Source organism: Pandoraea sp. B-6, from assembly GCF_000282835.1.
Classification (GTDB): domain Bacteria; phylum Pseudomonadota; class Gammaproteobacteria; order Burkholderiales; family Burkholderiaceae; genus Pandoraea; species Pandoraea cepalis.
This window is the reverse complement of record NZ_KB290553.1, coordinates 29,483-42,115: the sequence shown is the minus strand read 5'-3', so window position 1 is coordinate 42,115 and position 12,633 is coordinate 29,483. Positions and strand designations below refer to the sequence as shown.

The window sequence follows — 12,633 nt, the reverse complement described above, 5'->3', positions numbered from 1 at the left end:
TCGTCGGGCGGGTCGGCTGCCGCGGTGGCCGCGCGTCTCGCGCCGGTCGCCACCGGAACCGACACCGGCGGCTCGATCCGTCAGCCGGCGGCGTTCTGCGGCGTGACCGGCATCAAGCCGACGTATGGCCGCGTGTCGCGTTACGGGATGATCGCGTTCGCTTCGTCGCTCGACCAGGGCGGCCCGTTCGGTCATAGCGCGGCGGATTGCGCGTGGATGCTCAACGGCATGGCGGGTTTCGACGAACGCGACTCGACCAGCCTGGAGCGCGCCGACGAAGACTTCGCGCGCGGTCTGGGCAAGCCGCTCGACGGCGCCACGGCCGACAAGCCGTTGGCCGGTCTGCGTATCGGCTTGCCGGCCGAGTACTTCGGTGAAGGTCTCGACGCCGACGTGCGCGAAGCGATCGACAACGCATTGCGTGAGTTCGAGCGGCTCGGCGCCGTGCGCGTGCCGGTGTCGCTGCCGAAGACCGAACTGTCGATTCCCGTGTACTACGTGTTGGCACCGGCCGAAGCCTCGTCGAACCTGTCGCGTTTCGACGGCGTGCGCTACGGCCACCGCGCGGCCGAGTACCGCGATCTGCTCGACATGTACAAGAAGTCGCGCGCCGAAGGCTTCGGCACCGAAGTCAAGCGCCGCATTCTCGTGGGCGCGTACGTGCTCTCGCACGGCTACTACGATGCTTACTACCTGCAGGCACAGAAGATTCGCCGTTTGATCGCGCAGGACTTCCAGAATGCGTTCGCGCAGTGCGACGTCATCATGGGTCCGGTGGCACCGTCGGTCGCGTGGAACCTCGGCGAGAAGAGCGCCGATCCGGTGCAGATGTACCTGGCCGACATTTACACGCTGTCGGTGAGCCTGGCCGGTTTGCCGGGGATGAGCCTGCCGGTCGGCGCGGGGCGCGATGCGCGTCCGGTCGGTCTGCAACTGATTGGCAACTACTTCGACGAAGCCCGCCTGCTGCAAGTGGCCGACGCGTTCCAGCGCGCGACCGACTGGCACAAGCGCGCTCCGGCAGGCGTCTGATCGTGCGCCGCCAACGCTTGACGACGTCGCTCGCCCCGCACGCCGCGCGGGTATCGAAGGGGCTGGCGCTCGCCGGCATGGTGCTCACGCTCGCGTCGTGCAGCCTGCCGTTCGGGCGTCCTACGCCGATCGCCTACCGCGAGATCAATCTGTCGGGCTACTGCTCGCAGACGGACGAAGACGGTTTCCGCGAGCAGGCAACGCTCAAGGTGTCGGCCAACCAGGTGCAGTCGCTCGACTGGCGTCTGTGGGTCGGCCAGCGCGGGAGCTGCCACTTTAATCTGGCGGATTTCCACCAGACGCAGTGGCGTCCGAGCATCGAACTGCGGGCGAACAGCGGAAGCTGCAAACTGCTCATCTGGCAGGATCCGGGCAACGTGACCATCGGTCATGCCAATTGCGAGGCGTATTGCACGCCGGGCATTTACCAGAACGCCTGGCCGGTGAGTTTCGATCCGCGCTCTGGGATTTGCGCGGCGGACACTCGCCGATAGACGCGAACCAGCGCCAGCCAGCATCGGCGAACAGGAACAGAGGCCGGAGCGTCACCGTCGCGGCGACGACCGGCGGCAAGGGCAGGGCGAACGCGCCATGCCGACAAGTTGAGACAGGGTGAACCTTATGCAATGGGAAGTCGTTATTGGTCTGGAGACGCACACACAGCTCTCCACCGCTTCCAAGATTTTCTCGGGCGCATCGACGCAGTTCGGCGCGGCCCCCAACACGCAGGCCTGCCCCGTGGATCTGGCGCTGCCGGGCGTGTTGCCGGTGCTCAATCGCGGGGCTGTCGAGCGCGCGATCGAATTCGGCCTGGCCATTGGGGCGACGATTGCGCCGCGCAGCATCTTCGCGCGCAAGAATTACTTCTACCCCGACCTGCCGAAGGGCTATCAGATCAGCCAGTATGAAATTCCGGTGGTGCAGGGCGGCTCGTTGAAGATTCAGGTCGAGGCGGATGCACGCACCGGTCGCGAAGCCTATGAAAAAGTCGTGACGCTCACGCGTGCGCACCTTGAGGAAGACGCGGGCAAGTCGCTGCACGAAGACTTCGCCGGCATGACCGGCATCGACCTGAACCGCGCCGGCACGCCGTTGCTCGAAATTGTGACCGAGCCCGACATGCGCAGCGCGGCCGAAGCCGTGGCGTACGCGAAAGCGTTGCACGGACTCGTGGTGTGGCTCGGTATTTGCGATGGCAACATGCAGGAAGGCTCTTTCCGCTGCGACGCCAACGTCTCTGTGCGTCCGGTCGGTCAGCAGGCATTCGGCACGCGTGCCGAAATCAAGAACCTGAACTCGTTCCGCTTTCTCGAGGAGGCGATTCAGTACGAAGTGCGCCGTCAGATCGAGTTGATCGAAGACGGCGGCACGGTGGTGCAGGAAACGCGTCTGTACGATCCGGACAAGAAGGAAACGCGTTCGATGCGCAGCAAGGAAGACGCGCACGACTATCGCTACTTCCCGGATCCGGATCTGCTGCCGCTCGTGATCGATAACGCATGGATCGAGCGCGTGCGCGCCGGGTTGCCCGAGCTGCCCGCCGGCATGCAGGCGCGCTTCGTCGAGTCGTACGGCTTGTCCGACTACGACGCCGCTGTGCTCACCCAATCGAAAGCCCAAGCGTCATACTTCGAAGCCGTGGTCGCGAAGGCGGGCAAGGCGAGTGCCAAGCCGGCCGCGAACTGGATCATGGGCGAGCTGTCGTCCCTGCTGAACCGTGAAGACATCGGCATCGAGCAAAGCCCGGTCTCGAGCGCGCAGCTCGCGGGTCTGCTCGCTCGCATCGCCGACAACACGATCTCCAACAAGATCGCCAAGGAGGTCTTCCAGTTGATGTGGGAGGAGCGCGCCACCGATGAGGGCGCGGCGGATCGCCTCATCGAAGCGAAGGGGCTGAAGCAGATCACCGACACGGGTGCGATCGAGAAGATCATCGACGAGGTGCTGGCCGCCAACGCCAAGTCCGTCGAAGAGTTCCGCGCGGGCAAGGAGAAGGCATTCAACGCCTTGGTCGGCCAGGCGATGAAGGCCACCAAGGGCAAGGCCAATCCGGCCCAGGTCAACGAGTTGCTCAAGAAGAAGCTCGGGGCCTGACGCGGGAGAACCCGGCGCCAACGCGGCGACGAGAATCCCTCAGGCAAAAAGCGCGGTGGCCGGTTCGGCGCCGCGCTTTTGTTTTTGCGAGATACTAGCCCGCAGGCCTGTCACGAGGAGTTGGCGATGTTCGAGAAATACCGCGTACCGCTCGGCAAGAAGCTCGACCTGTCGGATTACGATCCGGCCGATACGCCATTTACCGGCGAGAGCAAGGGCGACGACAAGGCGCGCATGGCCGAGCTGGCGCTCAAGCTCGACGAGTTGCAGACGCTTCTGCACGCCAACAGCCGGCAACGTGTCCTGCTCGTGTTGCAGGGCATGGACACCAGCGGCAAGGACAGCACCATCCGCGCGGTGTTCCAGAACGTCGATCCGCTCGGCATTCGCGTGGCGAATTTCAAGTCGCCCACGCCCACGGAACTGGCGCGCGACTTTCTGTGGCGTGTCCATAGCGTCGTGCCGGGGGCGGGCGAGTTGGTGATCTTCAATCGCAGCCATTACGAAGACGTGCTCATCACGCGCGTGCACGACTGGATCGACGCCGACGAGTGCAAGCGACGCTACGCGCACATCAACAACTTCGAGCGTCTACTGGCTGACAACCACACGCGCATCGTCAAGTGCTTCCTGTATATCTCGTCCGACGAGCAGCGCAAGCGCTTGCAGGAGCGCATCGACGATCCGAACAAGCACTGGAAGTTCGAACTGAACGATCTGAAGGAACGCAGCTTCTGGCCGCATTACACCAAGGCTTACGAGGCGGCGCTATCGGCCACGTCGACGGAACACGCGCCGTGGTACGTCGTGCCGTCCGACTCGAAACGTCACCGCAACCTGATGGTGGCTGAGTTGCTGGTGCAGGCGCTGACCGACCTGAATCTGTCCTACCCGCCCGCACGACCGGAACTCGCGGGCATGAAGGTGGAATGACTGCGGTGCGCTGACGCGACCGGCGTCGCGTTTTCGGCGGCGGGCGGCGCAAATCCGCTGTGCGTCCGGTCTTCCACGGCGCGTTGCGTCACCGTCCCGATCTGCGTACGCAGGCGCGCCACGCGCCTTGTGAAACCGCTGAATGATGACGTCGGCACGCGACGTTGGGAATACTCTTGCTGCGGTTGGGCCGATTCTGACGGCCACGACGACCCCTGACGCAACACTCGTTCGCGTCGATCCTTGCCCCTCCTTGCTCTGAACTTCCTTCAGGACGCTTGTTCGCCGTTTGGCGATAGACAGCGACTTATCGAAATTGGCACGCAGATGGGTGCTTTCCTGCCCCCCGGAATTGTCATTTTGCGAAAAATTCGGATAACACGCGATAACGCGGTGCCGGGTGTTCAGGCATAAATCGCCCCTGTCGCAGCGCACGGATGTCACCGCAAAGGCGCGCGGCTTTTCCAATCGATTTGCTCAGGAAGAGGGGTATGGACATGCAAGTGAACGAGGGCGCACTCGTGCAAATGAAGAACAACATGGTTGGCCGGTGGAGCAAGCGCCGTCAGCGCGGTGTGACGCTGGTGGAGTTGTCCGTCGCCGTGGCGGTTATGGGGCTGATCATGGCCGGCGCGATGGTGGGTGTGCCCAGGCTGATGAATTCGGTCCGGGTGAACCAGGAGATCAAGGACTGGCAGATGGCGGTGGTGTCGGTGCAGAACGCCGTGCTGTCGGGGCAGTTGACCGCCAAGACGACCCCGAAGGATATGGACAATATGGGGCTGTTCGGGGCGATGACGCCGTCGCCGGGTAACGTTGATGGTGAATACTTGAACCGGTTCGGCGGGACCATGAAGATGGCACCTATCACTGCCGCTATCAACGATGGTCCGAATTTCGGGGTTCAGGTTACGTCGGAGGATGTTCCCAGCGACCAATGTCAAAAATTCATGACGACGTTGCATTCGAACTTCGCGACGATATCTGTGAACGGCACGACGCTTAAAAATCTGAAAACAAGCTTCCAGATGGGCAAGTTGGCGGAGGCTTGCAAGTCGTCGAATTCTGGCGGCACTAACGCGGACGAGAAGAACGATCTTACCAAGGCCAAGCTCGATTTCACCATCAGCGGCTCCTGATCCCATGGTCGAACCCCATCCAGCATTTCGGCATTGAATTCGACGTGAGGAAACCATGCACATCAAAATAGTGCTGACCGCTGCTGTCGCGTCAGCTGTATGGTCGAGTACGGCTTTCGCTTTCGAGACTTCCGATGGGGCGCATCGATCTGCCGATCTGCCGATCGCGTTCGCCAGCCATCAGCCGTTGATGTCGGGCGATGCGGCGGCAGGCGCATCGTCGCAACGTTCGTTCGCGAGCGCGCTGGACATGGCACCGCCGAACGATGCGCCGCCGGATGTGGACTCGACGCCAGACGCGGCTTCGCAGGCCGCGGCATCGCCCGAGCCGCTGGCGGCACAGGTCGAAGTCCGCGAGCTTCTCGAACTGCTGATGTCGCCGGGCGACGGCCGTGTCTCCGTGGCGCTTGCGCGCTACCTGGAGGCGCACGGCTGGCAACTCGCCTGGGAAATCGACCGCGACTTCCCCATCGAGTATCCGGCAACGTTCACGGGCGACTTCCTCGGCATCGTCGAGCAGGTCGTGGTCTCGTTGCAGAACACCGACGCCCCCATTCGCGTGAAGGTCCACGAGGCCAACCGGGTGCTGCGCGTCGTTCACGCCACTCAATAACAAGCGCTGCGCACCCCCCCGGCGCAGCCATCATCACGGAAGCGGCAATCCATGAGTAAGCGACTAGGCGTGTTGTGCGCCACCCTGTTCCTGACGGCGTGCGGTACGCCCGGCATGCTCTCCAAGACCGATGCCAACGTCTCGCAAGCGCAAACGAGCGCGCGATCGGCGTTCGACGCGCATTCGGCAGCCCCGATTCGCGCCATTGAACACGTCGAGGGGGCGTGGCTGGCGAAGCGCTCCGTCCCGATCAACGCGTCGGTCGCGTTGCCGGACTTCTTCAAGCGCAACGTACGCTTTGCGACCGGTGCGCCGCTTCCGATGTCGGTCGTGCTGGCACAGGTGGCCCGGGGCAATGGCCTGACGATCCGCATGGCCTCGGACGTGTCGTGCGCCGCGGGCACCGGGGGCGGTGGCGCACCTGGTGCCCGCGGGCCGAGTCGCGGGGGTAACGGCGGCGGCAGTCCGACGAACCTCTTCCAACTCAACTGTGCCGAGACCGGCGAGCCGACGGTGCCGTTGCAATTCTCCGGCACGCTGTCGGGTTTGCTGGACACCATCGCCAATCGAACCGGGACGCACTGGACCTATCGTGACGGTGTCGTTCACTTCGCGAGGTATGTCACACGAACCTTCCAGATCAAGATGATGCCCGGCAGCTCGTCGTATCGGGCGTCCGTGGGCAAGGCTTCGCAAATGCAGGCCAATCGCGGCGCCTCCGGCGGTGGCGGGGCGAGCGGCTCGGCGGGCGGCGTCGACCTGAGCTTCAACGCTGACGCCAACGTGAGCGTGGAGTCCGAACTCGATTACTGGTCGGATCTCGTCAAGACAGTCACGGACATGCTCTCCGAGGGCGGACGTGTCACGCCCTCGGTCGTGACGAGTTCGCTGGTCGTGAGCGACACGGCCGACGTCGTTGAACGCGTAGCGAGTTATATCGAATCCGAGAACGCGGTGCTCGGCCGTCAGGTCAAGTTGCGCGTGCAGGTGTATTCCGTCTCGCTGGAAGAAAATTCGGCCGTCGGCGTCGACTGGGACCTGGTGTACCAGGCCGCGAGCGGCATTACGCTGGGGCTGGCCGGTCCCGCCGCCGGCGGATCGCTGATGTCGCGCAAAGGCGGTATGCAGCTCAGAACACTCGACAGCGGGCGATTCAAGGGCTCCAACGCGTTTATCCGCGCGCTCAGTCAACAGGGGCGCGTGAGCACGGTGATCGACACCACGGTCGTCACGCTGAACAACCAGCCGGCGCCGGTTGCCGTCACCCAGAATCAGGGCTTTGTCGCGCAAACAAAAATGTCGCCCGGTAACTACGGTGGACAGGCGGTCGTGACCGCCGAGCAGTCCGTGCTGACCACCGGTTTCGTGATGAACCTGTTGCCCACGCTCATGGACAACCGAAGCGTGATGTTGCAGGTGCAGATCGACATGTCCGACCTCAGGAAGCTCGACAAGATCAATTTGCGCACGGGTAAGGAGGCGCCCAGCGGCAGCAATGCGGGCGTCAGCGACGGCGGTTCGGATGTCACCGCGGAAATTGGATCCGATGGCGTCAAGGTGGGGGTCGGCGGCAGAGCGAACGGACGCTCGAGCGGCGATGACGGTCTCGGCGTGGGCTCGTTCATGCAGTTGCCGATCACGGCATCGATCCAGACCATGCAGCGGGCGTCGCTCAAGTCGGGCGATACGCTGGTACTCAGCGGCTTCCGTCGCACAGACGATTCGACCGACCGCGACGGCATCTTCAATTACGAAGGCGGCACGAAGGAGGCGCGTCAGCAGGTCAAGGAAGTCGTCATCCTGATTTCGCCGGAACTGACCGAGGGCGTGTGACATGACGCGCATATTGACCAACCAGCTCGTTGTCGGTGCGCAGTGGGAGACATTGCTCGGCCTGCAAAAAGAGCCCACGGAGATCCGGGGTCTCGCCAGGAGCCGCGATGCGTCGCACTTCGCCGTGGCGGATGACGGCGCAGGTACGCGTACCGTAGGATTGTTTGCGATGGATCCCGCCATCACAGGGCAAAGCGTGCCGGAGCGATATGCACTCGGCGCGGTGCTCGGCGCCATGGTCGATGCGCCAAACGTCGCGTTCCTGCATCCCGATCCCGACAATGCCTCGGCAACGCTCTTCATTACGTTGCGCGATCGCCGTCCGGAACTGGATCTGGTGATGCCCGCCGCTGAAGTTGCCGCGAGGCTGGAGCAATGGGCCGCGGAGATCGAGGGCAAGATCACGATTGCCGGTATCGCCCCCTTGAGTTGCGGCGGTGCTGACGTGGCGCTCACGCTGGACGACATCGCGAAGCAAATGCATGGGGATGTCCCGCAGGATGCGCGGCTGCGGGAGGTGCGCAAGCCTCTGCCGGCGCGGCAACTGAAGATCGCGGCCCTCTCGTTCGCGACGCTCTGTCTCGTCGGTGGCGCCGGTTGGTGGGGATGGTCCTGGTATGACGACATGCAGCAGGCGAAGCTTGCGGCGGCCAATCAGGTCGATCCGATCGACGCCTACAAGCAGGCACTTGCGCGGGCGATCGCCGCGGAGCCGTTCTCGGCCGGGGCGTTGTATGCCAGGCGCTTGCAATACGCGATTCAGTCATTGCCGGCGAGTGCTGGCGGATGGCGTCCCGCAGCCATCGCGTGCAACACCCATGCCTGCGAGATCCAGTGGCGTCGCCAGGAGGGTGGCACGTTCGATCTGCTTCTCTCCCAGCGCCCGAACGCGCAAATCGTCGATCTCGACAATGCAACGGAAATGATGACGCCGCCCGATACCCTCGTACCTGTGTCGAAGCCGGCTACGACGGCGTCGGCCGCGAATGCCGCCACAGCGCTCGCCGACGACGAAGACGTTAGCGACGATGGCGACGATGGCGACGATGGCGATGCGCGCGTGACGCCCGTGCCGCGCACGCAGTTCCTGCGCACGGCAGGCGCCCGTCTGCAATCGCTCGGCGACTACGGCATGGACATTTCGCTGTCCATGCCCAAACCGCTCGTCAATGCCCCACCGGGGGCGGCGGGGCGCAGTGATGTGCCGCCGCCGATCGCCAAGGGCGAATGGAAGATGGCCGGGCACCTGGCCTTTGTCGACTCCGTGGCCGGTTTGATGATGCGCGCGGGCAACATGTCGTTGCGCGAGTTGACGATTGTGATCGACGACACCAAACCGGTCTTCTCCGCTCAAGGAACCTACTATGTCCACTAAGCTTCGCCTCACCGCAGGGTTCGCGATGACCGCGATGCTCTCGTTGCCGATGGCGATCACGCCTGTGCGTGCCGCCGAGACGATCGACACCTTTGCGCGTGCGCATCTCAAGTCGTCGCAGGAAGCCACGGCCGCCCAGAGCGCGGCGGCGGGGGGCGAGCCTCAGCCCGTCACGGGCGCGACGCCCGACGTAGCGCCAGAGCTGCTGTTCATTCACGGCGTTGACGACACCACGGTGGCCTATCTGCGCGTTGACGGTCGTTTTGGCTACAGCGTGAGTGACGGCGACCGGTTTGGCGACTGGCGAGTGGTGAAGATCGGCAGCGACTACGTCGACGTGGCGCGAGGCGGCAAGCCACGTCGCCTGTTGTTACCCAATGCGATGGGCGCGACGCAGGCGGGCAGTGCAAGGCAGGGGTCACCAGGGCGGCGCAATGGCGACGATTTCTGACCGCTTCCAGGCGGCATTTTCGCGCGTCAATGGACGCGGCGGCGCGGTGGCGCGGCCGATTGCCGACCTTCGCATCGAAGATATCCAGACGCAGGGCTGGCGTCAGGATCTCGGCATTACCCTGGCCGGCGCCGAGAACGGATCGCTGGTGCTCGTGGCCATCAAGCCGCGCCTGTTCCTGGTGCTGCTCGAACACACGACGTTCGTTCGCATGCAGGGGTCCGATCTGCTCGCGCGGTTCGAACAGGCAGTACGCGCGACGCATCGGCTCGATCTCGAGGGTGTCTACGTGGGCACGACCGAAGAGATTCTGCTCATGCAGTCGCGCCTCCAGCAGCATAGCGAAACGGGTGCCCGAGCCGAGGAGCAGCGCACGGGCGCCTATCGAAACTTCGATCTGATCATCGAGCGGGCGATCGATGCGCGTGCCTCCGATATTCATTTCGAGTTTCGCGAGGGCCGGCATGTGCGCGTGCGCATGCGCATCCACGGCAAGCTTCGTGCGACCGGCGAGCTGGATCGCCTTTCGCGCGACTACCATGCCATGCTCGATGCCGTTTCGGCGGCCTACAACTCGCGCGCCGACCCCAGCAGCCGAAGCCACAATCACTTCGATGAAGCCCAGCACCAGAGTTGCTCCATTCCGCTGAACCTGCGCAATCGCAAGTACCAACTGCGCTTGCAGAGCATCAAGGAGAATCGTGGCGTCGACGTGGTGCTGCGTCTGCTTGTGAACGAGGCCGTCGACGACGATGTCATGACGCTCGCTGAACTCGGGTACTCCGAGGATCAGATCGAAGTGCTGGAGAACGCGGTGTATCGCAGCCCCGGATTGACGATCATCGCCGGCGAGACGGGCTCGGGAAAGTCGACGACGCTGCGCACCATGATGATGTACGAGCGCGACGCCGGTAAGAAATTCTTCTCCATCGAAGATCCGGTCGAATACATCCAGCCGCATGTGACGCAGATCCCGATTCAACGGCGTGCCGAAGACGGTCACGGCGAATCGGCCTTCGGTGCGGCAGCCAAGGTGCTGTTGCGCGGCGACCCGGACAAGCTCATGCCTGGCGAGATCCGCGATGTCGAAACCGGGTCTTTCGCGAAATCGATGACCGAGACGGGCCACCAGGTACTCTCGACCGTGCACGCGTCGAGCGCCTTCGGCATCATTCCGCGCCTGATCAGCGACGAGATCGGCATGCCAGTCTCGGCCGTGACGTCGCCCAACTTTCTCACCGCGATGGTGTATCAAAAACTGATCCCGGTGTTGTGCGATCACTGCAAGTTGCCGGCCGTCGGCAAGCTCGACGAGATGACGCTGGGCGTGATCGGTAGTCTCGGTATCGACACGGCGCGCGTGTGCGTGGCGGGGCCGGGGTGCGGGCACTGCAAGGAACGGGGTACGGCGGGGCAGACGGTCGTGGCCGAGGTGTGCGAGGTGACCGAGGAGTTGCTCGAACTGCTGCGACAGTCGAAATTCTGGGAGGCGCAGCGCCACTGGCGTACGTACCACGATGGCGATCTCACGAGCCCTGTCATGCACGGAAAATCGGCGATGGAGCATGCGATCTACAAGATGGCGCAGGGTCGCGTCGATCCGCATGACATCGAAGCCTCGTTCTACAAGCTCAAGAAATTCCAGATATGGAAAGGGGGCTCCACATCGCCCCAACCCCCGCGCCGACTCTCGAGTGTGTAAGTCGTCCTCACGAAACTTGTTTGAAACGTCGCCCAATTTCCTATGCTAGAAGCCGTCAATCGTCTGCTTGCCAAGCTATCTCCCGCGCGTGATTCTTACCCGGGCCTGAGTCGCGCGAAACGTCACTTTCGCAAAATGCGAGCGAAGTTCTACAGCGACTTTGCCGACGCTATCGAGGACGGTGCCAATCCGTTCGAGCTATTCTCGCGTCGGTATGCACGCGCCAAGGAGCGGCGCAGTCCGATGGCGCCCCTCTATGCGATATGGCGCGATCGCGCCAGCTCGAAGAACCTGCGAAAGTCGTGGCAGGGCACGATCCCCGACGAAGATCTGATCGTGATTTCGGCCGGCGAGAAGGGCGACCTGGCCGGCACGCTGCGCTTTCTGGCGCGGGTGGTTACCTTGCAGCAGCAAACGCGCGCGGCGATCGCCGGGGCCGTTGTGCTGCCGATCTTCATGTCGGTGCTGCTCGCCGCGATCCAGTTGGGCGTGGCCTACGGCATGATGCCGATCATGACCGAGATCATGCCGCCGGAGATGTTTCCCCTCGTGGGCGCGGGGCTGTATATCGTGTCCGGGTTCGTGGCGAACTGGTGGCCACTGCTCTATGGCGTGCCGGTCGTGATCGTGGTGGCGGTCTTGCTGTCGCTGAGCCGATGGACGGGGCCGATGCGGCAGCGCGTCGAGAACTTCGGCCCCTATGCCGTGTATCGCGACGTGCGCGCCGGGGAGTTTCTGGTGTCACTGGCCGCGCTGACCGGCGCAAAGACGTCGGTGTTCGACGCCGTGTCACTCATGCTCGCGGGCGCCTCGCCCTGGATGCGCTCGCATTTGCTGCGCATGCGGGCGTCGCTCAAGAGCGAGCGAAGCATGGTCAAGGCGATGGATACCGGCATCTTCAACGAGGAAGTCTTCGATCGTCTGGTCGAATACTCGGGACGCACCAACTTCGATGCCGGCATTCGCAAGATCGGCCTGATGACCATCGAGGAAGTCGCGGAGCGCGTCAAGGCGCGATCTGCCGCGCTACGCTCGGTGCTGATGGCGTTGGTCGGGCTGACGATCATCTTCACCGTGGGCGGCATGTTGCAGATCGGTCACGCGGCGGGTGAGTACGCGGAGTCGATGTTCTGATGATGGCGTTGCTCATCGATAACGTTGGAGACGCCTTCCGGGCGCTGCCGCGCGAAGCCGTGGTGGCCGCGATGGCGACGCTGGGGCTGCTGGTGGGCAGCTTCCTGAACGTGGTCGTCTGCCGCCTGCCGCGCATGCTGGAGCGGCAATGGGCATACGACGCGGCGTCGTGGGCGGGCGAGGCGCCGCCGGTCGTGCCCGCCTTCAACCTCGCCTGGCCGCCATCGCACTGCCCGCATTGCGAGACGCGCATCGCGGCGCGTCACAATGTCCCGGTGCTAGGCTTTGTCCTCCTGCGCGGCCGCTGCGCAAATTGCCGCGCGGCGA

At 63.8% G+C, this 12,633-nt stretch carries 12 protein-coding genes; all 12 read left to right on the top strand.

Annotation, left to right across the window (positions count from 1 at the left end; all coding sequences use genetic code 11):
* Positions 1-1,032, top strand: a 1,032-nt coding sequence (locus A985_RS0119955) for an amidase family protein (RefSeq protein WP_017235144.1), incomplete at its 5' end; no start/stop codon positions are given.
* Positions 1,033-1,109: 77 nt separating this feature from the next.
* On the top strand, positions 1,110-1,526 hold the full coding sequence (locus tag A985_RS0119950) for a hypothetical protein (RefSeq protein WP_051060305.1): 417 nt from the start codon (positions 1,110-1,112) through the stop codon (positions 1,524-1,526).
* 127 nt (positions 1,527-1,653) lie between these two features.
* Entirely contained in the window at positions 1,654-3,126 is a 1,473-nt protein-coding gene (gatB, locus tag A985_RS0119945) for an Asp-tRNA(Asn)/Glu-tRNA(Gln) amidotransferase subunit GatB (RefSeq protein ID WP_017235142.1), read from the top strand.
* A gap of 126 nt (positions 3,127-3,252) precedes the next feature.
* Positions 3,253-4,059, top strand: coding sequence for a polyphosphate kinase 2 family protein (locus A985_RS0119940; RefSeq protein WP_017235141.1), 807 nt, complete (start codon positions 3,253-3,255; stop codon positions 4,057-4,059).
* 491 nt (positions 4,060-4,550) lie between these two features.
* Complete coding sequence (locus A985_RS0119935) at positions 4,551-5,198, top strand: type 4 pilus major pilin (RefSeq protein ID WP_017235140.1); 648 nt, start codon at positions 4,551-4,553, stop codon at positions 5,196-5,198.
* A 55-nt stretch (positions 5,199-5,253) separates the two neighbouring features.
* A complete protein-coding gene (locus A985_RS27205) occupies positions 5,254-5,811 on the top strand; it encodes a toxin co-regulated pilus biosynthesis Q family protein (protein WP_017235139.1) in 558 nt (185 codons plus the stop codon).
* Between the two features lie 51 nt (positions 5,812-5,862).
* Positions 5,863-7,644, top strand: coding sequence for a secretin N-terminal domain-containing protein (locus tag A985_RS0119925; RefSeq protein WP_026132186.1), 1,782 nt, complete (start codon positions 5,863-5,865; stop codon positions 7,642-7,644).
* 1 nt (position 7,645) lies between these two features.
* Positions 7,646-9,019, top strand: coding sequence for a type 4b pilus protein PilO2 (gene pilO2 / locus A985_RS0119920; protein ID WP_017235137.1), 1,374 nt, complete (start codon positions 7,646-7,648; stop codon positions 9,017-9,019).
* Positions 9,009-9,470: a hypothetical protein gene (locus tag A985_RS0119915; protein ID WP_017235136.1), complete on the top strand. Its 462-nt coding sequence runs from the start codon at positions 9,009-9,011 to the stop codon at positions 9,468-9,470. The genes pilO2 and A985_RS0119915 overlap by 11 nt, the downstream gene beginning before the upstream one ends.
* The gene (locus tag A985_RS0119910) at positions 9,454-11,172 is read left to right on the top strand and encodes a GspE/PulE family protein (protein WP_017235135.1); all 1,719 of its coding nucleotides are present in this window, start codon (positions 9,454-9,456) and stop codon (positions 11,170-11,172) included. The genes A985_RS0119915 and A985_RS0119910 overlap by 17 nt, the downstream gene beginning before the upstream one ends.
* 135 nt (positions 11,173-11,307) lie before the next feature.
* Positions 11,308-12,306: a type II secretion system F family protein gene (locus A985_RS0119905; RefSeq protein WP_157211530.1), complete on the top strand. Its 999-nt coding sequence runs from the start codon at positions 11,308-11,310 to the stop codon at positions 12,304-12,306.
* Positions 12,306-12,633 (top strand): prepilin peptidase (locus A985_RS27200; protein ID WP_198288727.1); only part of this gene is annotated, 328 nt, incomplete at its 3' end. The genes A985_RS0119905 and A985_RS27200, both read left to right, overlap by 1 nt.